This is a genomic window from Spirillospora sp. NBC_01491 (genome assembly GCF_036227065.1).
GTDB lineage: Bacteria > Actinomycetota > Actinomycetes > Streptosporangiales > Streptosporangiaceae > Spirillospora > Spirillospora xylanilytica.
Genome location: NZ_CP109432.1, coordinates 5,765,965 through 5,792,671, shown reverse-complemented (window position 1 = coordinate 5,792,671; position 26,707 = coordinate 5,765,965). Strand labels below are relative to the sequence as shown.

Annotated in this window: 20 protein-coding genes; 9 read left to right on the top strand and 11 right to left on the bottom strand. The window is 73.3% G+C overall.

The features are described 5' to 3' along the window. Positions 1–13 precede the first annotated feature (13 nt). Positions 14–1,699 (top strand): RICIN domain-containing protein, encoded by a 1,686-nt coding sequence (locus OHA34_RS27010; RefSeq protein WP_329519291.1) that lies wholly within the window; start codon positions 14–16, stop codon positions 1,697–1,699. A gap of 86 nt (positions 1,700–1,785) precedes the next feature. On the opposite strand, the gene OHA34_RS27005 is transcribed toward OHA34_RS27010, so the two are convergent. From OHA34_RS27005 to glf, 7 genes are all read right to left on the bottom strand, one after another. Next, positions 1,786–3,279 (bottom strand): sulfatase family protein, encoded by a 1,494-nt coding sequence (locus tag OHA34_RS27005; protein WP_329519290.1) that lies wholly within the window; start codon positions 3,277–3,279, stop codon positions 1,786–1,788. 70 nt (positions 3,280–3,349) lie between these two features. Beyond that, entirely contained in the window at positions 3,350–4,426 is a 1,077-nt protein-coding gene (locus tag OHA34_RS27000) for an acyltransferase family protein (protein ID WP_329519289.1), read from the bottom strand. A 131-nt stretch (positions 4,427–4,557) separates the two neighbouring features. After that, on the bottom strand, positions 4,558–5,730 hold the full coding sequence (locus tag OHA34_RS26995) for an acyltransferase family protein (protein WP_285938775.1): 1,173 nt from the start codon (positions 5,728–5,730) through the stop codon (positions 4,558–4,560). Continuing rightward, positions 5,727–6,617 (bottom strand): ABC transporter ATP-binding protein, encoded by an 891-nt coding sequence (locus OHA34_RS26990; protein ID WP_285938776.1) that lies wholly within the window; start codon positions 6,615–6,617, stop codon positions 5,727–5,729. The genes OHA34_RS26995 and OHA34_RS26990 overlap by 4 nt, the downstream gene beginning before the upstream one ends. 2 nt (positions 6,618–6,619) lie before the next feature. Next, on the bottom strand, positions 6,620–7,504 hold the full coding sequence (locus OHA34_RS26985; RefSeq protein ID WP_329519288.1) for an ABC transporter permease: 885 nt from the start codon (positions 7,502–7,504) through the stop codon (positions 6,620–6,622). Continuing rightward, positions 7,501–10,080, bottom strand: coding sequence for a glycosyltransferase (locus OHA34_RS26980; RefSeq protein WP_329519287.1), 2,580 nt, complete (start codon positions 10,078–10,080; stop codon positions 7,501–7,503). Before OHA34_RS26980 ends, OHA34_RS26985 begins: the two co-directional genes overlap by 4 nt. Beyond that, the gene (gene glf, locus OHA34_RS26975) at positions 10,077–11,270 is read right to left on the bottom strand and encodes a UDP-galactopyranose mutase (protein WP_285938779.1); all 1,194 of its coding nucleotides are present in this window, start codon (positions 11,268–11,270) and stop codon (positions 10,077–10,079) included. Before glf ends, OHA34_RS26980 begins: the two co-directional genes overlap by 4 nt. A 229-nt stretch (positions 11,271–11,499) precedes the next feature. On the opposite strand from glf, the gene OHA34_RS26970 reads away from it, so the two are divergent. From OHA34_RS26970 to OHA34_RS26960, 3 genes are read left to right on the top strand one after another with little or no spacing between them, the layout of a single operon-like run. Beyond that, entirely contained in the window at positions 11,500–12,861 is a 1,362-nt protein-coding gene (locus tag OHA34_RS26970) for a hypothetical protein (protein WP_285938780.1), read from the top strand. Next, a complete protein-coding gene (locus OHA34_RS26965) occupies positions 12,858–13,805 on the top strand; it encodes a glycosyltransferase (protein WP_285938781.1) in 948 nt (315 codons plus the stop codon). The genes OHA34_RS26970 and OHA34_RS26965 overlap by 4 nt, the downstream gene beginning before the upstream one ends. 36 nt (positions 13,806–13,841) lie before the next feature. Continuing rightward, positions 13,842–17,210 carry a sialidase family protein gene (locus OHA34_RS26960; protein WP_329519286.1) on the top strand — a complete coding sequence of 1,123 codons (3,369 nt, stop codon included), beginning with the start codon at positions 13,842–13,844 and terminating at the stop codon, positions 17,208–17,210. A gap of 114 nt (positions 17,211–17,324) precedes the next feature. Here the strand turns inward: OHA34_RS26960 and OHA34_RS26955 are convergent, their stop codons facing one another. Beyond that, a complete protein-coding gene (locus OHA34_RS26955; protein WP_285938783.1) occupies positions 17,325–18,317 on the bottom strand; it encodes a glycosyltransferase in 993 nt (330 codons plus the stop codon). Between the two features lie 286 nt (positions 18,318–18,603). Further along, positions 18,604–20,055, bottom strand: coding sequence for an LCP family protein (locus OHA34_RS26950; protein ID WP_329519285.1), 1,452 nt, complete (start codon positions 20,053–20,055; stop codon positions 18,604–18,606). 110 nt (positions 20,056–20,165) lie between these two features. Between OHA34_RS26950 and OHA34_RS26945 the strand changes: the two genes are divergently transcribed. The 5 genes from OHA34_RS26945 (at position 20,166) to OHA34_RS26925 (ending at position 24,518) form a co-directional block, all read left to right on the top strand. Further along, the gene (locus tag OHA34_RS26945; protein ID WP_329519284.1) at positions 20,166–21,116 is read left to right on the top strand and encodes a DUF6177 family protein; all 951 of its coding nucleotides are present in this window, start codon (positions 20,166–20,168) and stop codon (positions 21,114–21,116) included. Positions 21,117–21,162: 46 nt separating this feature from the next. Further along, the gene (locus tag OHA34_RS26940; RefSeq protein ID WP_329519283.1) at positions 21,163–22,575 is read left to right on the top strand and encodes a DUF1266 domain-containing protein; all 1,413 of its coding nucleotides are present in this window, start codon (positions 21,163–21,165) and stop codon (positions 22,573–22,575) included. A gap of 173 nt (positions 22,576–22,748) precedes the next feature. Further along, the gene (locus OHA34_RS26935; RefSeq protein ID WP_329519282.1) at positions 22,749–23,138 is read left to right on the top strand and encodes a hypothetical protein; all 390 of its coding nucleotides are present in this window, start codon (positions 22,749–22,751) and stop codon (positions 23,136–23,138) included. After that, positions 23,138–24,061 carry a hypothetical protein gene (locus OHA34_RS26930; RefSeq protein WP_329519281.1) on the top strand — a complete coding sequence of 308 codons (924 nt, stop codon included), beginning with the start codon at positions 23,138–23,140 and terminating at the stop codon, positions 24,059–24,061. Before OHA34_RS26935 ends, OHA34_RS26930 begins: the two co-directional genes overlap by 1 nt. 19 nt (positions 24,062–24,080) lie before the next feature. Beyond that, positions 24,081–24,518 carry a YbaB/EbfC family nucleoid-associated protein gene (locus OHA34_RS26925; protein ID WP_285938789.1) on the top strand — a complete coding sequence of 146 codons (438 nt, stop codon included), beginning with the start codon at positions 24,081–24,083 and terminating at the stop codon, positions 24,516–24,518. A 12-nt stretch (positions 24,519–24,530) separates the two neighbouring features. On the opposite strand, the gene OHA34_RS26920 is transcribed toward OHA34_RS26925, so the two are convergent. Together OHA34_RS26920 and OHA34_RS26915 are read right to left on the bottom strand one after the other, a co-directional pair. Further along, complete coding sequence (locus OHA34_RS26920; protein ID WP_285938790.1) at positions 24,531–25,037, bottom strand: hypothetical protein; 507 nt, start codon at positions 25,035–25,037, stop codon at positions 24,531–24,533. Then, positions 25,034–26,641, bottom strand: coding sequence for a MinD/ParA family ATP-binding protein (locus OHA34_RS26915; RefSeq protein ID WP_329519280.1), 1,608 nt, complete (start codon positions 26,639–26,641; stop codon positions 25,034–25,036). The genes OHA34_RS26920 and OHA34_RS26915 overlap by 4 nt, the downstream gene beginning before the upstream one ends. Positions 26,642–26,707 lie beyond the last annotated feature (66 nt).

Here is a 26,707-nt window from a genome sequence, read left to right as displayed (position 1 = left end):
CAGCGGGGAGGGCATGAGGGGCGGCACCGGCCTGAGCGCACGCGCGCCGTCGTCGGCGTCCTTCACCGCGCTCTGCGCCGTGCTCGGCGCCGTGCTCGCCCTCGCCCTCGCAAGCTGCACCGGCGCGCCGGAGAAGTCGGCCGCGGCCCAGAACCGCGAGGGCCCGGCGGGCGCGCCGCGTTCTTCAGGCGGGCCCGCCGCGTTCGCCGCGTTTCCGGAACGGCTCCTGGAGGACCGGACGGCGATGTACCCAAGGGTCGTCCGGCTGCGCGACGGTCGCATCGTCCTGACCGTGGCCACATCCGCGGGTGAGGGCGTCACCGATGTGGCGCGGTTCTACGAGAGCTCCGACGAGGGCCGGTCGTTCCGTCCGATGTCGGAGATCCGCGATCCCGCCGCGGCCGAGGGGCGCGGCGGCTGCTGCGGCAGCCTGCTCGAACTCCCCCGGCAGGCCGGCGCGCAGCCCGCCGGGACGCTGCTGTGGGCGGGCACCGCCGGGATGAAGAACCACGCGCCCGGCCGGCGTCCCGAGCTGCGCGTGTGGCGCAGCGTCGACGGCGGGCGCTCCTGGGCCTACCTGTCGAGCTGCGCCTCCGCGCCGGACGGGACGCCGTGGGACCGCGGCCTCTGGGAGCCGGAACTGACGCTCGACGGCCAGGGACGGCTGGTCTGCTACTTCGCGGACGAGACCCAGCCCGGCTACGACCAGGCGCTCGCGCAGGTGGCGTCCACCGACGGCGGCGCGACCTGGGGCCCCAAGACGACCGTCGTCGCCCCTGGAGAGCACGACCGGCCGGGGATGCCGGTCGTGCGGCGACTGCCCAACGGTTCGTACCTCATGACGTATGAGATGTGCGGTCCGGCGGGGTCGGACTCCTGCAAGGTCTACTACCGGCGGTCCGCAGACGGCTGGACGTGGGGCGACCCACGCGACCGCGGCACGGCGGCCCGTACGTCGGACGGCAAATTCCTCTACCACGCGCCCACGATCGCGTGGGCGCCCGGCGGCGGACCCGACGGACGGCTCCTGCTCGTCGGCGGGCTGCTCCGGGACCACGGCGGGAAGCTCTCTCGTCCGGCGAGCGGCTCGACCCTCCTCGTCAATACCGAAAACGGACACGGACGCTGGTACGAGCAGCCCGCCCCAGTGCACGTGACGTTCTCCTCCCAGCCGGACCACGACGAAGTCGTGTGCTCCAACTACAGCTCCAGCCTGCTTCCCCTGGGGAACGGCTCCGGCGTGCTGGAGGTCGCGACCAAGCGCGGTAGCGACGGACGATGCCAGGCGTACGTGAGCGCGGCCTCCCTGGCGACCACGCCCGGCGAACCCAAGGACGGCCCCTACCGGGTGCGCAACGCCCACAGCGGTCTCTGCCTGGACGCCACCGGCCCCGGAGACGCCCTCACCCAGCTTCCCTGCGACGACAGCCGCCCCCGCCAGCGGTGGACGGTCGCGCCCACGGGAGACGGCGCCCAGTGGCTGCGCAACACCCGTACCGGACGGTGCCTCGGCAGTGGCGAGTGCCCTGGGGACGGCTGGCTACTGAAACGGGTCGCGGGCAACTACTACACCCCGACCCTCCAGGCGGACGGCCGGTGCCTTGAGGTGACGGACGGCGCGCAGAGTGAGGGCGCGGTCGTCCGGCAGTCGGCGTGCAACCAGCGCGCCCCGCAGCTATGGCGCTTCGAACCCCGCTGACCGCGGTTGAGCGCGGTTGAGCGCAGTTGAGTGACGCTGAGCGCCGTCGCCTACCGCGGAGCCGTCGCCCTCGTCCAGTGCGACGGCTAGAGATCGCGGCAGTTGGGTCCGCCGCAGGTGCGGTACGAGGTGATGACCGATTGCAGTTCGGTCTTGCGTGCGCCCGGCGCCTGTCCCCACATGTTGCCCAGCTCATGGGGGTCGCGCGCGAGGTCGTAGTACTCGCGGTCGCCGTTCTCGTACTCCACGTACAGCTCGTTGGCCGTGCGGACCGCCTGGTACGTCGGCGGGTTCCCGCCGTACTTGCGCGGCAGGTCCGGGTCGTCGTGGCTGTAGTTCGGACCGCGGTGCTCGATGAACGCGGTGGACCGCCACCCGTCGACCCGCTGCCCGCGCAGCAGCGGCACCAGCGAACGCCCGTCCACGGTGTCGGGCGGTTTCACGCCCGCGAGCTCCTCGAACGTCGGGCAGATGTCGGTGTTCTGCGCGAACCTCCCCTCGGTGCGCCCCGCCGGCACCCCCGGTCCCGCCACGACGAGCGGAACCCGGATGTCGGTGTCGTAGGCGGTGAGCTTGCCCTCACGGAGCCGGTGCTGGCCCAGGTGGTAGCCGTTGTCGGAGTTGAACAAGAAGTAGGTGTCGGCGCCCGCCCCGCGCGCGTTCACCGCCGCCTCCAGCTTGCCGATCATCCGGTCGACCGACTGGACCGCGCGGACCCGCTGCCGGAACGCGGCGTCGACCTCGCGGAGCTGCCGGGGCCGCAGCAGCGGGTACCTGCGCAGCCAGCCCGGCTTGTCGCCGGTGTCGGGCTCGTTGAACCCCGGCGGGCGCGGCGCCTTGACGTGCGCGAACGACGCGGCGTCCTCGGGCGCCGGGGTCGCCGGGGAGTGCGGCGTGAACGTCGACATCTGGAGCATGAACGGCTGCTTCTGGTCGGACGAGCGGTTGATGAAGTCGACCGCCTTCCCGCCGAGCACGGTGTTGAGGTAGTCGCCGGGACCGCGGCCGTAGTGCGTGAGCGTCCCGTTCCCGTTCAGGTCGTAGTTGTAGTTGGCGTAACCGAGGCCGGTGACCTGCCACTCCGACCACCCCGGCGGCACGTAGGTGCGCGCGGCCCCCTGGCGCTTGTTGGGCTCGTAGCCGTTGAGGTACTTGCCCATCAGCGCGGTGCGGTAGCCGGCCTTCTGCAAGGCGGTGGCGAACGTGGCCTGCTCGTTGCCCTTGTTGCGGAACACGTCGAATCCGCCGAACGGCGGATCGTTGCTGAGCACGCCGGTGTTGTGCGGGTACTTGCCGGTGAGGATCGTCGCCCGCGACGGGCAGCACAGGGTGTCGGCGACGAAGTAGTTGGAGAACGTCAGCCCCCGCTGCTGGAGCCGCTTGACGTTCGGCATGTAGTCGACCAGGTCCCACGACAGGTCGTCGGTGAGCACGTAGACGATGTTGGGCTTCTTGGCGGGTGCGACGTTCTTCTTGCCGCCCCCGCCCGTGCCCCCGGAGCCGGGGTCGGCGCATCCGGCGAGCAGCAGCGCCCCCGCGGTCAGTGCGGCCAGCCATCGCCGCGGCTTCGCGCCGAGCATCACATGCCTTTCGGATATCGGATATCAAGCAGCGGAAGAGCGGCCAGGGACCCTGCCAAACGGATTCAGATTAGGGCACCGGCGGGGCTCCGTCGCGGCGGATCTGCGCCAGGGCGGACTTCAGCCTCGGCCGCATCATCTTCTGCATCGGCACTTCGACCAGGCGGTACACCAGGTACGCCGACAGCAGCGCGGCGGCGGTGATCACCGGCAGGATGGTCAGCCGGTCGAGCACCGGGTGCGGGAAGAACTGCTTGACGATCGCCCGCGCCACCATCTCGTGCAGCAGGTAGAGCGGATAGGTCAGCGCCCCCAGCACGGTGAAGCCCCGCCAGCCGAGCCAGGACAGCTTCCGCAGCGCGACCAGCGTCATGATCAGGTACAGCGCGGTCAGGACGATCGGCACCACGGTCTCGTGCACGCCCGGCCACGTGTTCAGCTCGTTGATGTCCTGGACGCCGTAGTGCACCGACAGCGCCCAGCAGGCGGCGGCGATCAGGCCCAGCGCGAGGTTCGGCCCGAACCGGTAGATGAGGAAGAACGCCATCCCCGCGATGAACAGCGGCGCCATCTCCGGGAACAGGAGCTTCTGGAGCAGCTCGTTGTCGGCCTCCTTCGCGTACGCGCCGACAAGCAGCCAGGACACCATGAACGTGACGCAGCGCCCGTAGGTGATGCCGCGCCACACCAGCAGCGCGATGAGCACGTAGAAGTGCAGCTCGATCCAGAGCGTCCAGTAGACGACCTCCAGCGGCAGGACCCCGATGCCGTCCTGGAGCATCGTCAGGTTGGGCAGGAACCGTCCGACCGGGTCGGGATTGTCCGGGCGGAACGGGACGGCCGCGCCGGTGACCAGGAAGAGGACCACGCCGAGCAGCACGCTGAACCAGTAGGCGGGGAAGATCCGCACGATCCGGGAGACGGCGAAGTCGCCGGGCGCCCGGCCCCAGACGCTCATCAGGATGACGAAGCCGCTGATCAGGAAGAACAGCTCGACGCCGAGGTAGCCGAAGTGCGCGACCGGGGCGAGCTCGGGGAAGATCTTGCGGCCGTCCCGTCCGGCCCAGACCGTGCTGCGCACCCCGGCGAAGTGGTGCAGCATGACGGCGCCGGCCGCGATGAAGCGCAGCAGGTCCAGCTCGCGCAACCGCGAGCCCTGGCCGGGGCCGGGGAGGGGGCTGGGCGGACGGTGGCGGGGAGCGGCGGGAGTGGATGTAGAGGTGGATGTGGAGGTGGAGGTGGGGGTGGGGGTGGGGGTGGAACTGGGAGCGGGAGCGTTCAACGGGCGACCTCTGCTGGACGTGCGGACGGGCCGTCGACCCGGCGGCGTTCAGGCCGCGATGTCACCGGCGGGTCTCCGGACGGCGTCGTCCGGCCGCCACGGATCTGTGCCAGTGCCCCCTTCAGCCTCGGGCGCATCCATCGCTGCGCCGGCTGCTCGACGAACCGGTATACCAGATAGGCGGAACCGAGGGCGGCGGCGCAGCTCACGCCCAGCAGCCCCCAGTTCCCGAGGTACGGGCCGAGCCACTGCTTCAGCGCCCGGCCGAGCGTCTCGTGCAGCAGGTAGAGCGGATAGGTCAGCCCGCCGAGCACGGTGAAGCCGCGCCAGCGCACCAGGTCCAGCTCGCCCGTCGCGACCATCAGCATGAGCAGGAACAGGAAGGTAATGACGCCGGTGGTCACGGCGTCCCAGACCACCGGCCAGACCAGCTCCTTGTTGACGACCGTCACCCGGTAGTGGACCGTCAGCGCCCAGCAGGCGCCGATGATCAGGCCCAGCACCAGGTTCGCCCCGAACCGGTAGATCAGGTGGAAGCCCATCCCGGCGATGAACAGCGGCGCCCACTGCGGGATGAACAGGGCCGTCAGCAGCGCCGAGTGCGTCTCCTGGGCCAGGACGCCGAGCGCCAGCCAGCCGGCCATGAACGCGACGCAGCGGCCGTAGGTGAGGCCGCGCCAGACGAGCAGCCCGATCAGCGCGTAGAAGTGCAGCTCGGCCCAGAGCGTCCAGTACACGACCTCCAGCGGCTGGACGCCGACGCCGGTGCCGAGCATCGTCAGATTGGGCAGGTACGCGCCGAGCGGGCCGACGCCGCCCGGCTTCGCGCCGAGCGAGGCGATCCCGGTGGCCAGGAACAGCAGGACGGCGAGCGAGGCGCCGAACCAGTACGCCGGGAAGATCCGCACGATCCGCGACACCGCGAAGTCGCCGAGCCCGCGGCCCCACCCGCTCATCAGGATGACGAACCCGCTGATCAGGAAGAACAGGTCGACGCTCAGCGCGCCGAAGTGCGCGATCGGCGCGAGCACCGGCATGGTGCGGTGGTGGGCCACGCCCCAGCCGGAGATGTCGCCCACGTAGTGGTGCAGCATGACCGCCGCCGCCGCGACGAAGCGCAGCAGGTCCAGCTCGCGCAGCCGCGGCCCCGGCGCGGGGCGACCGGTCATCGCCCCGTCCCCGCCTCCGCTCCGGCGGACGGCGCGGGCCCGGCACCCGGGCCCGAGGCGGACGAGCCTGAAGCGGACGAGCCTGAAGCGGGCGGCGCGGCGGTAGGCGGCGCGGCGGCGGGACGGGCCTTGCCGCGGCGCTCCTGGCGCTTCTTCACCAGCAGGTCGGCGGCGGTGTCGATGTCGCCGTCCCACACCACCCGGCCGTTCTCCAGGAAGATCCCGCGCGTGCAGATCTGCCGGAGCAGCTTGGCGTCGTGCGCGACGATCACCATGGTCCGGCCGCTGCGCCGGTACTCGCGCAACCGCTCGATGCACTTCTCGCGGAACAGCGGGTCGCCGACCGCCAGCACCTCGTCGATGAGGAACACGTCCGGGTCGGTGTGCACGGCGATCGAGAACGCCAGCCGCATGAACATGCCGGACGAGTAGAAGCGGACCGGCTGGTCCAGGAACCGGCCGATGTCGGCGAACTCCACGATCGAGTCGAACTTGCGCAGCGTCTCGGCCCGGTCCATGCCGAGGATCGCGCCGTTCAGGAAGACGTTCTCGCGTCCGGTGAGGTCGGGGTGCAGGCCGGCGCCGACCTCGATCAGCCCGGCGATCCGGCCGCGCACCCGGACCGAGCCGGTGTCGGGCGGCATCACCCCCGAGATGATCTTCAGCAGGGTGGACTTGCCCGACCCGTTCACGCCGAGCAGCGCCACCGACTCGCCGACCGCGATGGTGGCCGAGACGGCGTCGAGCGCGACAAACCGCTCGCGGAGCTTCTCGCCGCGCAGCCTCCGCACGGTCATGTTCTTGATCGAGCGGGCGTGCCGGAGCGTGAACCGCTTGGTCACCGCGTCCACGACGACGGCCGCCCGCGCGTCGGCGGGTCCTGGCATGGTCACAGCTCCTCGGCGAAGCGGCGCTGGAGGCGGGCGAAGACGAGCTGTCCCGCCCCGAGGAGCAGCACGGCCAGCGCGAGCGAGATCAGCCCGTCCCGGGTGAGGTGCGGCGGGAACAGGAACGTCCGGTCGGTGGTGGGCCACCAGAACGCCCGCTCGAACAGCAGCACCGCGTCGGCAACGGGGTTGGCCAGGTACAGGTCCAGGGCCCAGCCGGGCGCGGTGTCGCGCACCACCGTCCACGGGTAGATCATCGGGACCGACCAGGTGACGAACAGCGTGGCGATGTCCACCACCTTGTCGGTGTCGCGGTAGAACACGTGCAGTGCCGAGCACATCAGGCCGAGGCCGATGCCGAGCACCGCGATCAGCGCGAAGCCGAGCAGCGCGGACCCGACCGCCACCACCGACGGCGTCCAGCCCCAGGTGATCGAGACGGTCAGCACGATCGCCAGCCCCGGCAGCAGGTGCACCCCCGACACCAGCAGCGAGGCCACCGGGAACAGCTCGCGCGGCAGGTAGACCTTGCGCACCAGCGGCGCGTTGCCGATCACCGAGTGGGTGGTGTTGATCAGTGTCTCGTTGAAGAACGACACCAGGATCAGCCCGGAGAACATGAAGATCGGGAAGTGCTGGACGTTCTTGTTCATCCCGAGGAACACGCCGACCACGAAGAAGAACACCGAGAAGTGCGCGGCAGGGCGCACGTACGACCAGCCGAGGCCGAGCAGCGAGCCCTGGTAGCGGGCGCGCAGCTCGCGCCGGACGATGAGCCTCAGCAGGTAGCGGCGGCGGACCACTTCGGCGAGGCCGCCGCCGCGTCCCGGCTCGACCAGGCCCGGGTCGGCGGGTCCCGGGCCGGCGAGCCCGGCGCCCGCGGTCATCGTTCCTGCCGGGCCTTGGCGAAGGTCTCCACCCATTCCTCCTGCGAGGTGAGGGACGGGAGCGCCTCCTTGTACTGGAGGCTCAGCTCCGCCCAGTCCTTGCCGAGCCTGGCGTGCAGCGCGGACGCGCGGCGGATCAGCGACCAGAACCGGTGCGGGTCGCGCTGGTACCAGGAGACCTTGGTGCCGTCCGCCGAGGAGACCAGCGCGCTGTTGAACTTGGTCAGCAGCCACCAGGTCTGGTCGACGTGCGGGACGACCGCCTCGGGGTGCGTCTTCGGGTGCGCCCCGACCGGCTTGATCTGGCGGGCCGCGCCCATCAGCGCGGTCTGGAACATCGCGCGCCGGTTCTTGGGCGGGACGACGTCACGGCCCTTGCGCGGCGGCTTGCTGCGCCGGACCGCGGGGAACTCGTCCAGGTCGGCTTTGGCCTGCGCGTCCACGAACCCGGCGCGGATCTCGCGCAGCTCGCCCATCTTGGTGATGATCGACGGGTGCAGGTCGGCGGGCCCCTTGAGCGCGTCCTCCAGCGCCATCAGCATCAGCTCGGCCGTGGAGTACTGCATGGCCAGCGCGTGCTTGATGGTGATGAACAGGCTCTCCTTGAGCATGTTGCCGCCGCGCTCGTACGGCGAGTACAGCAGCGCGGTGATGACGCGGTTGCGCTCGGTGAAGTACGCCTGCCAGTCGGTCATCACGTCCTTGGAGTGCCACGGGACGTGCCACACCGCGGCGCCCGGCAGCGACACCGTCGGCACCCCGGCGGCCTTGGCGCGCAGGCCGTACTCGATGTCGTCCCACTTGATGAAGAACGGCAGTGACAGGCCGATCTTGCGGATGACGTCCACCGGGATCAGGCACATCCACCACGCGTTGTACTCGACGTCGGCGCGGCGGTGCAGCCAGGGGGTGTGCCGCAGCGGCGCGTGCGCGAGGTCGTGCGACATCTCGGTGTGCGCGGCCGGGACCATCCACCAGCGGTAGCGGGCGATGCTCTCGCCGAACACGTGCAGCACCGACCGGTTGTACAGGTCCAGCATGTGCCCGCCGACGATGACGGGGCCGCGGGCCAGGTCGGCGAAGGTGACCGACCGCAGGATGCCCTCGGGCTCCAGGATGACGTCGTCGTCCAGCAGCAGCGCGTAGGTGCTGCGGCCCGCCTCGACGGTCTCGTGCATGACCCGCGCGAACCCGCCGGAGCCGCCGAGGTTGGCCTGGTCGATGATCCGCAGCCGGTCGCCGAGCGCCTCGGCGGCGGCGGCGAAGTCGGGGTGGTCCTCGACCCGCTCGGTGCCCTGGTCGACGACCAGGATCTCGTCCACCACGTCGAGCACGTCGCCGGCGGCGGCGAGCGCGGTGAGCTGCTCGACGCAGAACTTGGGCCGGTTGAAGGTGGTGATGCCGAGCGTCGCGGTGCCGGGCTCGACGCGGCCCGTGACCGCGCACCAGTCGGCGCTGTCCAGGACGGCGGTGCGCCCGTCGGCGATGATGTCGAACCAGTACCAGCCGCCGTCGATGAACGGCGCGAGCGGCAGGTCGACGGTCTCCTCGACGGAGGTGTCGGAGTCGATGTGCAGCGACTTGATCCGCTCCAGGTGGCCCTTGCCGGTGGAGCGGTAGATCAGGATGGTCGCCTCGCCGCGCACCCGGACCCGGAGCCGGACCTGCTCCACCGTGCTCCAGCGGCGCCAGTAGCCGGCCGGGAAGGCGTTGAAGTAGCTACAGAACGAGACCCGCGCGCCGGACGGGACGATGAGGCTGCGGCGCCCGACGATCTCGGCGCTGTCGTCGGTGGAGGCGGGCCGGTAGCCGGCCGCGCGGGCGGCGCGCGCGGCGTCGCCGTCCTGCTCCGACAGCACCTGCTCGGCGGCGCTCTGGAGGTCGGCGGTGCGGCGCCCGAACACCGCGTTGCCGTCGACGTACAGCTTCAGCACGTCGAAGTCGCGCTCGGCGGGCATCACGACCCGGTGCAGGATGCGCAGCCCCTCGCCGTCACCGACCGCGCCGTCGTCCGCGGACGCCGACTCGACCGGGACGGGGTCGGGATCCGGGACGGGGTCGGCGTGCTCGGTGCCGGCGTCGGCGTGCTCGGTGCCGGACCGCTCGACCGCGGCCTGCTCCCCCGACCCGCGCTCGCCGGCCTCCCGCGCGGCACCGGCCTCAGCGACCGGCTCGGCGGCCTCCAGGAACTCCGCGGCCTCCGTGGCCTCCGTGGCCTCCGTGGCCTCGTCGGGCTCCGGGGCGGCTGCCTCCTCCGCGGCCGGAGCAGCGGAGGCGGCAGAGACGGCGACGGATTCCTTCGGGGCGGCCTCCGCCGGAGCGGCCTCCGTGGGGACGGCCTCCGTGGGGACGGCCTCGGTGGGGGTGGTCGCCATGGGGGCGGCCTCCGTGGGGACGGCCTCGGTGGAGGCGGTCGCCGTGGGGACGGCCTCCGCCGGAGCGGCCTCAGCAGCGGCGCCCTCGGTGGGGACGGCCTCCTGCGGGCGGGCGGCGGCCTGCTGGATGAGTGTGCGTCCCGCCGCTGCCGCGCTCCGCCGCGGTCCGGTCTGCCGTGGCTGGGTGGCCCGCTCGGTCATCGGTCCGCTCCTCCGCTGATGAGCCGCTCGCCCCGGGTCTGCTCGTTCGACGCAAAGTGGGGCCGCAGCCGGTTGTCGACCATGTTGAGCGCACTGGCGATGGCCATGTGCATGTCGAGGTACTGGTAGGTGCCGAGCCGCCCGCCGAACAGGACGCCGTCCTCGCGCGCGGCCATCTCGCGGTAGCGCAGCAGCCGGTCGCGGTCCTCGGCGGTGTTGATCGGGTAGTACGGCTCGTCGCCGCGGTCCGCGGCCCGGGAGAACTCCCGCATGATCACGGTCTTGTCCGCCGGGTAGTGCGCGCGCTCGGGGTGGAAGTGCCGGAACTCGTGGATCCGGGTGTGCGGGACGTCCTCGTCGGCGTAGTTCATCACCGGGGTGCCCTGGAAGTCGCCGGTCGGCCTGACCTCCAGCTCGAAGTCGAGGGTGCGCCAGCCGAGCTCGCCCTCGGAGTACCCGAAGTAGCGGTCGAGCGGTCCGGTGTAGACGACCGGGACCCTGCCCGCGTACTCGTCCCGGTGGTCGAAGAAGTCGGTCTCCAGCCGCACCTCGATGTTCGGGTGGTCCGCCATCTTCTCCAGCCACGCGGTGTAGCCGTCGACCGGCAGCCCCTCGTGGGTGTCGTTGAAGTACCGGTTGTCGAAGGTGTACCGCACCGGGAGCCGGCCGATGATCTCGGCGGGCAGGTCGAGCGGGTCGGTCTGCCACTGCTTGGCGGTGTAGCCGCGGATGAACGCCTCGTACAGCGGGCGCCCGATCAGCGAGATCGCCTTCTCCTCCAGGTTGCGCGGCTCCCGGCCGGCGGCGATCTCGCCGGCCTGCTCGGCGACCAGGGCGCGGGCCTCGTCCGGGGTGAACGCGCGGCCGAAGTACTCGCAGATGGTGCCCAGGTTGATGGGCATCGAGTAGACGCGGCCCTTGAACGTGGAGTAGACGCGGTGCTGGTAGCCGGTGAACGCGGTGAACCTGTTGGCGTACTCCCACACCCGCTCGTTGGAGGTGTGGAACAGGTGCGCGCCGTACCGGTGGATCTCGATCCCGGTCTCCGGCTCGGCCTCGCTGTAGGCGTTGCCGCCGATGTGGTCGCGGCGCTCCAGCACCAGGACGCGCAGGCCCAGTTCGGCGGCGCAGCGCTCGGCGACGGTGAGGCCGAAGAACCCCGAGCCGGCCACTACAAGATCAACGTTCACGGCCCATCTTCCTCGACGCCCCCGCGGCATCGTGAGAGAGAATCAACGCCTGCTTGGCCAGAAGGCGGTTCTGCGAGCTTTGGGATGATTGATGATGCTGCGCGGCTAAGATACCGGCGCAGTCGCCTCGTTCGGGCCGAAATCGGCCCGGTCGGCCGTCCCCGCCCCCTGCCAGGGATCCGTCTCGGCGATCGACGACGTCCGTACGCGATCCGACAGGAGTGACCAGGTGCCCGCGGACCCGACCGGCGCCCCGCCGACCGTCTACCTGCACATCGGCGCCCCCAAGAGCGGGACGACCTTTCTCCAGGGCCTGCTGTGGCACAACGCGGGGACGCTCCGCGAACACGGCGTGTTGATGCCGGGCGGCTCGTTCGCCGCGCAGGTGCGGGCCACCCGCGACCTGCGCGGGCTGGTCCGCGAGCCGGACGACCCGGCGCCCGACTGGACCGGCGCCTGGGACCTGATCGCGAGCCGGATCAAGGAGTCGGACGCCCGCGTCGCGGTCGTCTCCAACGAGGTCATCTCCGCCGCCGACGCCGAGCAGGCCGGACGGGCGGTGCGGTCGCTCGAACCGGCCGAGGTGCACGTCGTCTACTCGGCGCGCGACCTGGCCGGGCTGCTCCCCTCGGAGTGGCAGGAGTACGTCAAGCACCGCTTCCACTACGACTTCGGGCACTGGCTCGGCGAGGTCGTCGACGGGCCGCCGGACGACGCCGCCGCCGCGTGGTTCTGGCGGGTACACGACATCCCCGAGGTGCTGGCCCGCTGGTCCGCGCACGTCCCGCCCGAGCGGGTGCACGTGCTCACGATGCCGCGGCCGGGCGCGCCGCGCGAGCTGCTGTGGGAGCGGTTCGCCGGGCTGATCGGCGTCGACCCGGCGATCGCCGACCTGTCGGAGGCCCGCGCCAACGCCGCGCTGAGCTGGACCGAGACCGAGCTGCTCCGCCGGATCAACGGCGCGGCCCGCGAGGACGCCCCGATGTGGCTCTACCACCGGCTGGTCACCGACGTGCTGGCGCTGCGGGTGCTGCCCGGCCAGGGCGCCCCGGGGCGGGTGCCGCTGCCCGGCGACCGGCGCGACTGGGCCGCCACGCGGGCCCGCGAGCTGGTCGAGTCGATCCGCTCGGCCGGGTACGACGTCGTCGGCGACCTCGACGAGCTGCTGCCCGGCGACGCCGTCCCGGACGCCGCGCCGCCGGCCGACGGCGCGCTGGTGGACGCCGCGGCGCACACCATCCTCGCCCTGCTCGACCGGATCTCCATGCTGCGCGAGGACGTCGGGGAGCTGCGCCGCCAGCGCGCCGAGCAGGAGCGCACGGCCCTGCCCAAGCTGATGGCCCGGCATCTCAGCGAGCGCAACCAGGCGGTCTGGAAGATGCGGGTGGGCTACTGGCACATGGTCGAGCGCATCAAGGGCATCGAGCCGCCGCCGCTCCCCGAGCCCGCCGCGCCCGCATCCGCGTCCGGCGGTGAGGCTCCCGCCGACGTCGCCACCGGCACCGACGGCCAGGACGGCGAGGGCGCGGGAGAGGCCCCGGCGGACGAGGCGGCCCGGCCCACGCTGTCCAGCCGGACCACCGTCCGATGAGCCCGCGCGTCACCGCCGTCGTCGTCACCTACGAGCGGCGCGACCTGCTGGTCGAGGCGCTCACCGCGCTGGACGCCCAGACCCGCCGCCCGGACGCGGTGATCGTGGTCGACAACGCCTCCACCGACGGGACGCCCGACCTGGTGCGCGAGCGGTTCGGCCACGCCGACCTGGTCGAGCTGGCCGGCAACACCGGTGGCGCGGGCGGGTTCGCGACCGGCATCGTCCGCGCGCTGGAGCTGGACGCCGAGCTGATCTGGCTGATGGACGACGACACCGTCCCCGAGCCGGGCGCCCTCGCCGCGCTCCTGGACGCCCGCGAGCGCGGGACCGCGCCCGGGGGCGGCGGCGCCGCGTCCGGACGGGCCCCGGCGCTGGTCGCCAGCCGGGTGGTGTGGACCGACGGCCGCGACCATCCGATGAACACGCCCCGCGTGAAACCGGGCGCCTCGCGGGACGAGCTGGCCGCGGCGGCCGTGGCCGGGTGCAAGCCGGTCCGCTCGGCCTCGTTCGTGTCGGTGCTCGTCGACGCCGCCGTCGTCCGGGAACGCGGGCTGCCCGTCGCCGACTACTTCCTGTGGAACGACGACTTCGAGTTCACCACCCGGCTGCTGCGCGGGCGCACCGGCCTGTACTGCCCGGCGAGCGTCGTGGTGCACAAGACCCGGACGTTCGGCGGCACCGACGCCGACCCCGGCGACCGGTTCTACTACGAGGTGCGCAACAAGCTATGGCTGTTCACCCGCAGCCGCGGGCTCGGCCCGGCCGAGCGGGTCCTGTACGCCGGATCCTCGCTGCGCCGCTGGGCCCGCACCTACGCGCGCTCCGGCGATCGCGGCACGTTGCGGCGCGGTCTGCGCACCGGGATCCGCGACGGGCTGCGGCACGGGCCGAGGCCGACCGACGAGGTCATCAACGCCGCCCGGCGTCGCTATGATCCGTGACGACGCACCGATCGCACGGCCAAGGGGAGGGCGGGTGTGACTCCGACCGGAACGCCTGACGACGAGCCCAAGGGTGGCCGGTCCGAGCCGGAGCGCCCGCAGACCCCGGAGCAGGCTCCCCCGCCGCCCCCGCAGTGGCTGGATCAGGACCGGCCGCCGGGCGCGCACCTGCTGCCCGAGACCGAGCCCCTGCCGGAGTTCGGTTCGCCGCCGCCCGAGCCCGCGGACGAGGGCCTGTCCGACCGCACCGTCACCGATCTCGACATCAGCGGCACGATGCGGACGCAGATCTTCCCGCAGGGCGACCGGCAGGGGCCGCCGCAGGGGCCCCCGTCGTTCAGCGAGGCGTCCTCCCCGTCCGAGCAGGCGCCGCCGTTCCGTAGCGGCCCGTCCATGGACGAGACCATCACCGACCTGTCGGAGTTCATGCCGGCCGGCGCCGAAGCCGCCGGGGCCGCCGACGACGACCTGGACGAGGACGAGGACCTCGACCGGACCCGCGTCGAGCGCCCGAGCGGCACCGCACCCCCCAAGCGCACGCGGACCCAGGTGTCGCAGCCGTTCGCGGCACCGGAACCGGCCACCCAGCAGATCCCGGCGCCCATGCCGGAGCCCGCAACGGAACAGATCGAGGCTCCCCAGCCGCCCGCGCCGCAGCCACCGGCCCCTCCGGTGCCGCAGCCGCGACCGCAGCCGCCGGCCCCCGAGCCGTTCCCTTGGGCGCAGGAGATGCCCGGCCCGCCGCAGCCTCCGGCGCCGCAGCTCCCGGCACCACAGCCGCCCGCGCCGTCCGCGCCTGAGCCGTTCCCCTGGGCACAGGAGATCCCCGCCGCGCCGCAGCCCCCCGCGCCCCAGCCCCCGGCACCGCAGCCGCCGGCACCGTCCGCGCCTGAGCCGTTCCCCTGGGCACAAGAGATCCCCGAGACTCCGCACCAGCACCACCAGCAGCAGGCGCCGCAGCCCGCGCCGTTCCCTTGGGCGCAGGAGATCCCCGGTCAACAGGCCGGCGCGCACCAGCAGGCCGCGCCCGACCTCCGGCACCAGGCGGTCCCGCCGCCCCAGATCAACGAGCCGTGGCGCACCGACGCCCCGTCCAAGCGCGCCAAGCGCAAGCTCAACAAGAAGGTGCTGTTCGGCGCGGTCGGCGGCGTCGCCGCCGTGGCGCTGGTGGCGGCCGGAGCGGTCGTGCTGCTCGGCGGCGACGACGGGTCCGACGGCGGCGACGACGGCGCCCGGCTCGCGGGCAAGCTGTTCCCCGCCGACCCGGCGGCCCGCTCCGACGGCCGCGACCAGGAGCTCACCGGCGTCGCCGCGGTCGGCTCGACCGTGGTCGCCGCGGGCGGCGAGGCCGACCCGGGCAACTACCGCGGCGTGCTGCTGTACTCCACCGACGGCGGCAGGACGTTCAAGTCCGCCGACGTGCAGGGCGCCGACGGCGGGGAGCCCGCCAACGGCGAGGTGCCCCGGCAGGTGGCCGGCGGCCCGCGCGGCTGGGTCGCGATCGGCACCCGTCCCGGCGGCGGCGCCGTGTGGACGAGCACCGACGGCCGCACCTGGCGCCGCCTCCCGGACGCCGCCGGCGACGCGTTCGGCCCCGGCAACCGCGTCCAGCGCGTGATCGGCACCGACGGCGGCTTCCTGGCCGTCGGCGAGAACTCCCGCAAGGGCGACTTCAGCGACTCGGTCCCCGCGGCCTGGCTGTCCCCGGACGGGCAGCGCTGGGAGGCGCTGACCGGCGGGCAGGTCGGCATCCCGGTGCGCGGCAGGGTGTCGCTCATCGAGGCCGCGGCGAGCGGCGGCGCGGTGCTGGTCGAGAGCCAGCACACGCCCGCGCCCGGCAAGCCGACGTTCCGCCGGGTGTGGAAGTCGAGCGACGGCGGCCGTACCTGGGCGCCGGCGAAGGTCCCCGCGCCCAAGGGCACCCGCAACCTGATCATCGGCGGCGGCAGGCCGGGCCTGATGGCGATCCGCGAGGTCAAGTCCGGCTCCTCGGCGTACGGGCAGGTGTTCACCTCCACCGACGGCGAGCGGTGGAAGCAGGGCGGCAGGATCCGGTCGTCCGGCTACCGGCAGGTCGACCGGGTCCTGGCCTCCGACGGCGGCTACGTCGGCGTGGTGTCCCGGGGCCGCGACACCCTGGTCGTGCGTTCCGCGGACGGCGCGTCCTGGCAGGAGGCGGGCACGCTCGCCTCCAACAGCGGCCGGGCGCTCCAGGGCGTCGCCGCGTCCGGCGAGCAGACCGTCCTGGTCGGACGCGACACCGGCACCGGCGACCTCAACTCCCTGCTGGCCGTCCGCGACGCGCGCGGCACCGAGGTCCCGGTCGACCCGGCCAAGATCCCCGGCGCGGTCCGTCCCGACCACGCGGTCACCGGGCTGGCCGCCAAGGACGGCCGCGCGGTCGCGGTCGGCAGCAGCGGCGGCGAGGCGACGGTCTGGACCTCGCCCGACGGCGCCGCCTGGAACCGCGCGCAGTTCCCCGGCGGGATGGCCCGCCCGCTGTCCCAGCGGCTGACGGGCGTCGCCGCCGGCGCCAACGGCTGGCTCGCGGTCGGCGACGGCGGCGGGCAGCCGCGCCGCTCGCTGGTGGTCACCTCCGCGGACGGCGCGAGCTGGCAGGCGGCCGACGGCAACCAGGCCTTCGCGCAGAACGGGCAGCAGTCGCTGGCCACGTTCGGCGCCGCGGCGGGACCGTCCGGCTATGTCATCGTCGGTGAGGACGGGCTGTCCGGCGCGACCTGGTTCTCCGCCGACCTGAAGAACTGGCAGCGGGGCCGCGGCGTCGGCAGGAACGACCTCACCGCACTGCCGAGGGGCAACCGGTGGCTGCGTTCGGCGGTCGGCGGCGCGTTCGGCTACGTCGCCGCCGGCGGCGTGCAGGACCCGGCCGCGCAGGACGCCCCGGGCCAGCGTCCGGCGGTGTGGAACTCCACCGACGGCAAGCAGTGGAGGCTGCACCAGCTTCAGCTGCCGGCCGGGCTGTCCGAAGGGTCGCTGACGAACGTCACCGCCAAGGGCGACCTGCTCGTCGCGCTGGGCAGCGCGTCCGGCAGCGCCGGTTCGGTGCCGCTCGGGTACGTCTCGTCCGACGGCGGGAAGACCTGGCGGGGGGTCACCCTCCCCGCGCCCGTGCGCGAGCTGCGCGTCACGGCGCTGACCGCGACGCCCAAGGGCTTCGCCGCAGCGGGCGCGAGCACCGAGAAGGGCACCTCCGACGTGGTCTCGTGGACGTCGGCCGACGGCTCGGCCTGGCAGGCCGCGACGCCCGGGGCCGAGGGTCTCGCCGGGCAGGGCGACCAGCAGATCACCGGGCTGGTCGCGCTGGGCGGCAGGCTGCTCGGCGTGGGCCGCAGCGCCGGCGCGGCGGGCGAGGAGCCCGTCCTGTGGACCCGCCCGGTCCCGTAGCCGGAACCGCGTCGGGCACGTCCCGGCCGCCCCGATGGACGCCGCGTCCGGCCCCGGACGTGGCGTCCGCCCGTTCGGCCGCTGTTCGCGCCCGCCCGCGCGGCGCCCGGAGCGTCAGCGTTCGCTGTGGGGCGGCGTCGGCTCGGGCGGCCCGAATCCGCTCGCGGGGCCCTGAGGGGTGCGCGGGGCGGTGGGACGGGCATGGCGCGGCACGTACGCGGTGGACTCGGCGATCTGCGCGTCCGGGATCTCCAGCCGTCCGCGCGACCGGTTGCGGCGCGCCCCGTACGGGGCCACCAGCCACCGGTAGAACGGCCGGCGGATCGGCGTCGGGACCAGCCGGTAGCCGCCGCGCACCAGCACGTTGCGCCAGTACTGCGAGCGCGAGATGAACCCCTCGCGGCGCATCTCGCGCTGGAGGCGCAGCTCGGAGCGGAGCAGCTCGCGCCCGCCGCGCCGCTCGTAGGCGCCGTCGCCGACCCGGTAGTAGACCAGCGGCTCGGCGACGTTGACCACCCGCGCACCGTTGGCGATCATCCGCACGAACAGCCAGTAGTCCTCCATCAGCGGCAGGTCGCCGTACCCGCCCGCCGCGATCACGGCGCTGCGCCGGTAGACCACGGTCGGATGGTTGAAGGGGTCGTGCAGCCGGGAGTAGCGGGCGATGTCGAGCGGGTCGCTCGGCGGGATGCGGCGGCCCACGATGTCGTCGGTGTCGGCGCCGAACTCCAGCAGCCCGGCCCCGACCAGGTCCGCGCCCGACTGCACCAGCGGCACCTGGAGCCGGAAGCGGTGCGGCATCGCCACGTCGTCGGCGTCCATCCGGGCCACGATGTCGCAGCGGCTGGCGTGCAGTCCCGCGTCCAGGGCCGGGCCGAGACCGCGGTTGTGCTCCAGCGGCAGGAAGGTGACCTCGACCGGGCTGGTGGCGACCAGCTCCTTCAGGCAGACCGCGAGCTCGGCCGGCACCGGGCCGTCCTGGACGAGCACCACCTGGCTGGGCCGGAGGATCTGGTCGACGACCGCGCTCCGGAACGCCGCCCGGACATACTCCTCCCGGTCACCGCCGTAGACGGTCATCAACAGGGTGAAGGGTTCGGGCAGCATGCGGTCCATTTCGGAAGTGGGCCGTAGTCGCCCACCGGAGCCCGGGGCGGGGGGTGGCTCCTCAGGGCTGAGGGGGTTGGGGGAGTTCAGGGGGTCGAGGGGGCGGGGCGGGGAGGCGGGGCGGGGAGCAGACTTTACCGACGTCCTAGTTGTGACGCTTTATTGCCATTGATGGTTTGCGCGCCGCCAAGATACCGGTGCGCCCGGACGGACGCCGCCCGAACACCGCGATGCCGGGCGCCTTCTCGCGGCCGTCACCGGCCGGACGCCCCCGGATCACCTAGGTCTACTTACAAATGTCCTGATCTGCACGAATCTCACCGGCGACCTTGGGCAGCCGCTGGTTCAGCCCCGGCAGGTTCGCCCCGTCCGTGCCGATGATCAGGTAGACGATCCCGGGCCGCCCCCCGGCCCACGCGCGCGGCGGATGGCCGGGCAGTGCGTTGGCCAGCGTCACCGCCTGCCGCTCGGCGCCCGCCCCGTAGAGGATCTGCGTGCGCCCCGCGGCGGACGCCTTGCGGGTGCCCACCTTGACGACCTTGAAGTTCTCCTCCTGGAGCTGGTCGGCCGTGCGCTGCCCCAGGTTCTGGATCTTGGTCCCGTTGTAGACGGCGACCCGCACCAGCACGTGCCTGACGGGCTGCACCTTGGGGCCGTCCGGCTGCGCGGGCACCGGCGGCGGGGGCGGCTCGGGCGGCGCGTTGTCGCCGCGGACCGACTGGAAGAGCGGTCCCGCCAGCGCCATGTTGAACTGCACGCGGTTCTTGTCCGCCGGGTACGCCTGCACCGGGACGGTCACAAAGCGGATCTTGCCGGCGCTGATCCCGCGCAGGCTCCCGGCCAGCTTCTGCATGACCGACAGCGACAGCCGGTCGTCGGCCTTGAGCGACTTGGTCGTGGCCGACAGGAAGTTGTAGGTGCGGCCCGGGTCGGTGAGCATGCCCTTGTCGGTGGCCTTCTTGACGACCGAGGCCATGAACGCCTGCTGCCGGGTGATCCGCGACAGGTCCGAGCCGTCGCCCAGCCCGCCGGTGCGGGTGCGCACGTAGCCGAGGGCCTGGTCGCCGCGGACGGTCTGCCGGCCGCGCTTGAGATGCAGCTCGGCCTTGGGGTCGTCGACGGCCTTCGGCACGCAGATCTCGACCCCGTCGAGCGCGTTCACCACCCGCTTGAAGCCGGAGAAGTCCACCTCGACGTAGTGGTCGATCCGGATGTTGGTGACGGCCTCGATGGTCTTCCAGGTGCAGGCGGGACCGCCGTAGGCGTACGCCGAGTTGATCATGTCGAGGTGGGCCGGCGAGGTGCCCTTCCCCTTCCGCTTCCTGCACGAGGGGATGTTGACCATCGAGTCGCGCGGGAAGCTGATCCCGATGGCCTGCTCGCCGCCGGGAGAGATGTGCAGCAGGATCGTGGTGTCGGACCGCTGCCCCTCCTCGGTGCCGTACCGGGCGTTCTCCCCCTCGCGGGTGTCGGAGCCCATCAGCAGGATGTTCATCGCGTTGTTCAGCTTGGCCGGGCGGTTGTCGCCCAGCTTGTCGTCCACGTGCTCGCGGTCGATCTGCCCGTCGAGCCGCCGCCAGAAGCCGTACGCGGTGATGCTGCCCACCACCAGCAGGGCCGACATCGCGATCGACACCCAGCCGAGCACGCGCCAGCGCCGCCCCCGCTCCGGCGGTCCCGGAGGCGGTGGGGCGGTGTCGGCGTAGTAGACGCGCTGCGGCGGGGCTGTTCGCTGCATCCGTAACATTTCAGCACAGATTGGACACAGGCCACCCGCGTCGCGGGAAAGTCGTCCCGTTCGCGCACCGGGGTTCCGGAGCCCCGGTGCGCGACTAGACTCCGGTCAGGATGAGCACCGTAGACGCACTGACCGATCAGGCCATGGTCGTGTTACAGGACCGGCCCGTGGTCCCGCTCAGCCCGTGGCTGAGCCAGGCCATGGACGACTGCGGCGGCACCGGCCGCACCTTGCAGCTCGTCACCCCCCTCGACTCGCGGCTCTCCCTCCCCCTCCGCACCGCCGCCACCGGCGAGGACGTGCACTGGGTCGTCCGGCACGGCGACGGCTACTACGAGGGCCTCACCGGACGCCCGCTGCGCTGGAGCGGCGGCACGTTCGCGCCGATCCCCGAGGCCCGCGACTACGCGCCCGGCTTCACCACCCGGCCCACCGCCCCGATCGGCGCCCAGCTCACCCTCGTCTACCGCACCAAGCACGGCCCCGCGGGCGGCATCGGCGGCCCGGTCGAACGGCTGCTCCAGCTCCTCACCGGCAAACCGCCGGCCGGCCTCGGCGCCGCCGAGCCGCTCGAACACGTCTGGCGCGGCGACACGCTCACCGAGTACGCGCGCGGACGGTCGGTCTCGCGGCTCCTGGTTGTCGGCGACGGCCCGCGCCCGGCCCAGGCGATCTGCGAGTTCAGCGCCACCGACGGCGGCGGCGTCGCCGAGGTCAGCACCATCACCGTCGGCTACGCGCAGGACGACCCGCCGCCGCTCCAGCACCTGCCCTCGCTGGTCGGCGCGCTCGCCGCCGACCAGCCGGTCGCGTCCCTGTTCGTGCAGCTCACGCCGGGCCGCGCCGACCTCACCACCGAACCGCGCTGGACCGGCGCCGCCGCCCCCGTCGGGCTCGCGGTCAGCGGCCACCTCACCGGCCCCGCCGGCATCCCCGGCCAGCACATCGGCCCCGCGCACTCGCCGCTGACGCTCTTCCCGCTCGGCGACGGCCGCTCCCCCGACGGCTGGCAGCGGCACAGCCTGCTGATGCAGCACCTCCAGTCGATCCCGCAAAGCTGATCTCCCCCCGGGTGGGCGAAAGCCGCATCCGGTACGGTCTGTACACATGGGGGAGGCAGGTCGGTTCGACGCGCTCGAGCGAGCCGTCGAAGGCAGCCTGGCCGAGGGGTCTCTCGGCTTCGACGGCGACGCGGGCGTGCTGTCGGCAGGCGGTGTCCCCCTCGCCGCCACCGGCGCGCTGATCGCCGCCGGCGCCGGCGGCGTCGGCCTGCTGGTCAGCGGGGCACTGCTGTCCCTCACCGGGCTGGACGGCCCGGCCGGCCTCGCACTCGCGCCCGGTGTCTCCCTGCTCCTGCTCTCCCTCGCCTTCGTCCTCCTGCTGCGCTTCACGCCGCTGCCGCGGCTGTGGCCCCGCCTGGAGCTGCGGTTCACCGAACGGGTCATCGCCCGCCGCGGCGTGCGGGTCCCGTTCGGCGAGCTGCGTCCCGAGCACCTGGTCTGGCGCGACGGACGGTTCTTCCGGCGCCTCTACGTCCGGCATCCGCGGATCCGCGGGCCGCTCGCCGAGTTCTTCGAGAACGAGGGTCGGCAGGCGGACGAGTTCCACCGCAGGCTGTGGGAGCTGATCGGCACGGCCGGGCCGTCCGGCTCGCTCACCCCGGTGCAGCGCTGGATTCTCGGCGCCGCCGCCCAGTACGGCGCGTTCAACGGTTTCCGGCTCGACCGGCTCGGCACCGCGCCCGGCGCCGAGGCCGCCGCCGCCGACCGGCGGGCCGCGCACGAGCTGCTCCGCGACCCCTGGGGCGCCTACGACCTGGAGCAGCTGCTCGGCGCGGCGAACTGGCTCGTCCAGGACGGGCACCGCGCGGGCTTCGCCCACGACGCCGAGCTGGCCGCCCGGCCCCCGGCCGAGCGGGAGGAGTACGCGAGCCTGCTCCGCGAGATCGACACCCAGATCGCCGGCGACCAGCTCGAACCGCCGTTCATCGAACGGCTCATCGAGCTCGTCCGGATCCGCTACGGCGCCGAGGGCCCCGAGTACGCGCGGCTCGTCCCCTCGCTGCTGCGCGACGAGCCGGGCGCCGACGTCGGCGAGGAGGGCTCGGAGCTGTCACGGTTCCTGAACGCGCTCTTCAACGACCGCGACCACGCCGCCGAGGAGCTGCACCGGCTGGAGGCCCTCACCGACCCGGAGCTGCGCGCCAACGCCGAGCGCTTCCTGGTCTGGGACTACGGGCGGGCCCTGATGCTCTACCGCTGGGGCCGGATGGTGGGCTGGCTCACCGAGGAGTACTGCTGGGACCGGATGCTCCCGCTCGCCATCGACGTCCAGCGCCGCTACACGTCCTGGCACGACATGGCCACCTGCTACCTCCAGGGCCGGCTGCTGTGGTCGGGCGGCACGGGCGACGGCGACCGGTCCGGGCACGAGGCGCTCGTGGACGAGCTGGCCGCCGACCCGCACAGCCCGTGGAACCTGACCGCCTGGAACCTCGACCTCCGCCGCGACTGGACCTGACGCCCGCCGCCGCGGCCTTCGAGGTCCGACCGGCGGCCCGCCCGCCGCCGAAACCGACGCGCTAAGAAGCCGTCAAACGCGCTAGGAGCGCGTAAAGCCGTCTTGCCGCCCGGCTCCCGATGATCTCCAATTGCTGATCACGCATGCCCGTCCCGCAGCAGTGGAGAACCATCGTGAACGACATATCGAGACTCCTGAACGGCCCTGCCGCCGCAGAGGGCACCGACCGGCCGCCCTGGGCGCCACCGCCCCGGCCTCCGGCCGGCCCGCAGCAGGTCCAGGTGGAGATCGACCGCCTGCGCGAGATCCAGGCCGGGCTGCCGAAGGCCGCCGAGCCGCTGGAGCGGGCGGTCAGGGAGCTGGTCGGCCTCGGCGTCTCCGAGGCGTCCTTCACCTCGTTCACCTACTCCCTCGCGATCGCCTACAACGAGGTCGAGGCGTACACGCTCCAGGAGCTGAAGCACCGGGCCGAGGACACCGTCCGCTACCACGAGATGGTGAAGGCGTCGGCCGACGCCTGGGAGGCCGCCGAGCAGTCGAGCACGGTCGGGCCGGGCGCCTGATGGGCGCCTGGGAGGCGGGCCCGCGGCTCTGCGACCTCACCCTGGAGACCGGCACCGGCGCGGCGCTCACCCTGTCCGCCATGGGCGTGCCCGGCGGCTGGCCGTTCGTGTCCAAGTTCTACTGCCACCAGTACGACCCGAAGGTGTTCTGGGACGGCGCCACCGCCTGGTGGGAGGTCGCGAAGCACGCCCGCGAGGCGCGGGAGCAGGTGCACCACCTCGTCGACGGCGTCGCCGAGGATGCGTGGCGGAGCGAGGACGGCCGCGCCTTCGCGCAGCGGATGGACCGGTTCCTGGACGATCTGCACGGCATCGAGATCCGGGCCTGCGCCGTCGCCGGGATCCTGATGGCCGCCGCCGGCGTGCTGATCGCGACCATCCTGTTCATGGCGCTGCTGGCCGCGGTCCTCGCGGCGCTGGCCGCCTGGGTCGTCATCGCCACCATCACACCGGTCAGCGCGGCGATGGCACGCGCCACCGCGATCATGACGCTGGCGAACATGTTCGCGAGCGCGAGCGCGGTGGAGACCAACCTGACCGTGTTCGTCCACGCCTGCGCGGGGGCGCTCGGGCTGCTCGTCGCCGGCGACGTGTTCGTCGCGGCCACCAAGGGCGACTTCAGCGGCGTGACCGACTTCGCCAAGGCGACCGTGTCGCGCGGTCCCCTGCTGATCTGGGGAACCGCCAACCGGGTGGAACGCGACGCGACGTCCTACGGGCTCCAGGGCCACTATCCCGCCGAGGGCCTCTACGGCCGTATCGCCGGCGGACGGGCCGGGCAGCCGCTCCCCGCCGGGTTCACCCACGCGGCGGGCGCCAAGACGTTCAACGAGACGCAGTACGGCAACGACAACCAGACCATCACGGGGAACTTCACGCCGAGCCAGAACGAGGACGGCTCGTACCCCTACCCGTGGGACTAGGAAAGGGCGCGAGGACCTCATGGACGATTTCAAGAAACTGCTCGGCTTCGACCCCGAGAAGCTCTCCGCCGACGCCGGCGACTTCTTCGCCAGGATGCGGGACATGCAGGAGGGCGCCGCCAGCCTCACCGCGCGCGCAGAATCCGTCGACCACCGGATCGCGGTCGAGTACTCCAGCGACACCGGCGTCCGCGCCGTCCACATCGACCCGCGCGCCATGCGGATGGGCGCCGCCGAGCTGGGCGAGACCATCCTCGCCCTCATCCAGCAGGCGCAGCGCGACGTCGAAACGCAGGGCCGCGCCTGGCTGACCGAGATGGTGGACGCCGACAACGCGCTGCTCACCGACCGTTCGGCGCTCGGCAAGGAGATGCAGGCCGCCGCCGGGGCCATCGCCGAGAACCTGCGCGGCGCGACCGCGATGGTGAACCGGCTCCAGGCCGACCTGCGCCGCTGACCGACCGCCGCGTCAGCCGCTGTAGCCGGGCCCCGGAACGCCGCCCTGCGCACCGCCGTGCGCACCGCCCGGGACGCCCGGCCCCGCGGCGGACGCGGCGGCGGGTCCCGCCGCGGCGTCGTCGCCCTTGCTCCGGCCGTCCACCACGCGGGCGATCGCGTCGGGGCCGGGCTTCGGCCAGATGTCGCCGCCCTGCCAGTGGACGAGCGCGTCGGCGAACCTGCGCGCGACCCGCACCCCGTCGGGGACGTCGGCGACGGCCCGCACGTCGACCCACCACACCGGCGGGGTCACCCGCGCAGCGTGGTCGGCGCCGAGGAGCCGGCCGACCTCACCTGGCACCGAGACCAGCACCGGCGCCTCGATCGAGGCCAGCAGCCGCCCCTCCGGGTCGTACAGCAGTGTCGGGTCGGGGTCGCCGCCGCGCACCTCCAGGGACTCGCCGAGCGCGACGAGGCCGTCGACGACGGCGTGCACGTCCGGCCGCCGCCGCACCAGGGCGACCAGGTCGCTGCTCACCGCGCCACCCCCGCCGGTCCGAACGAGCGCGCGAACACCTCGGCCACGACCCGGGTCACCGCCGTATGGGTCGCCTCGGAGACCTTGGTGAGATCGAGCGCGCCGCCGACCGCGAGATGCCGGTCGTAGGGGACGTACACCACGGGCAGCCCGCCCGAGCTCAGCATCTGCCCGGCCCGGTCGAGGTCGGCGCCGCCGTGCGGGGCGTGCGTGACCATCGCGATGACCGTGCGGGACAGCAGCGCGGACTGGCCGTTGTTGGAGAACCACTCCAGCGCGCCGCGCGCGCTGAGCGCGCCGTCGACCGTGCCCGGGGTCACCAGTACCTGCGCGTGCGTGGTGGCGAGGATGCCGCGGTGCAGCTCGGTCAGGATGCCCGCGCCGCAGTCGACGACCGCCGCCGAGACGTACCGGCTGAGCGCGCCGACCGCGGCCTGGAAGGTGTCGATCGTGAACTCCCCGGCGATCCGCCCGCCCCGGCTGGACGACAGCACCCACAGGCCCGCGGCGTTGCGGGTCAGGAACTGCGCGGCCTCCTCGAACGAGCGCGGCTGCTGACCGGCCAGGTCGAACAGCGACCGCTCGGCCCGGACGCCGAGCCGCAGCGGCAGCGAGCCGAGCTCGGCGTCGGCGTCGATGGCGATGACCCGGTCGGTGCGGTGCCGGGCGAGCTCGGAGGCCACCAGCGCGGAGATGGTGGTCTTGCCCGCGCCGCCGCGCACGCTCACCACGGCGAGCTGCCGGTAGCTCGGCACCGGGCGGCGCAGCAGCTCGACGATCTCGGCCTGGTCCTTGAACCCCGCGCCGCCCGATCCGCCGACGGCCCGGCGCAGGCCGAGACCCACCCGGCGCATCAGCGGATCGCCGTGCTGGTTCTTCAGCAGGAACTCGTCGGCCGACGGGACGACGGAACCGGGCGGCTGCGGCGGCGCCGGAGCGGGCGGGACCTCGTGCCGGCTCGTGGTGGCGTCGGCGCCGGGCTCCTCCCCGGAACCGCCGCCGAGGTCGGGGGGCGCGCCACCGAGCTCGGGCGGCGCACCGCCGACGATCGGGGCCATCGCCATCTCGGGGCTGAACCCCTCGCGCATGATCGGCTCATTGCCGGTCGGCGCCTGCGGTTGCTGCTGGACGGGCTCCGGCGCGGCCGGGGCGGGCGCGGGCGGCTCGTCACGGACGGGCGGCGGGCCGAACGGATCGGGCCCGGGAGACTCGTCACGCACAGGCGGCGGACCGAACGGGTCAGGCCCGGGAGACTCATCGCGCACAGGCGGCGGCCCGAACGGATCGGGCGGCCCGGACTTCACCGGCTCAGGCGCGGCCGGCTCCGGCGCGGCGGCCTCGTCCTGCCGGACCGGGGGCGGGCCGAACGGATCGGGCCCCGGCGGGACGGGCTGTTCCTGGGCGGGGGGCTGGAGCACCGGCACCGCGGGATGCGGTTCGGCCGGCACCTCGATCGGCTTCGGCTCGGCGACCGGCTGCGGGGCCGCGTCGGCTCCCCACGTCCCGTGCGCCGGGGCGGGCGAGGCGGGTTCGAGCGAGGCGAGCCCCCGTCCGGACGCGCCCAGGTCACGCAGGACGACCTGCTGCCAGCTCGAGTCGGACACCTGCCTCCCTCTCCTCTTCGCAAAGCCTACGAGACTCCGGGTCGTTCGCACAGCGGGTCCCACCCG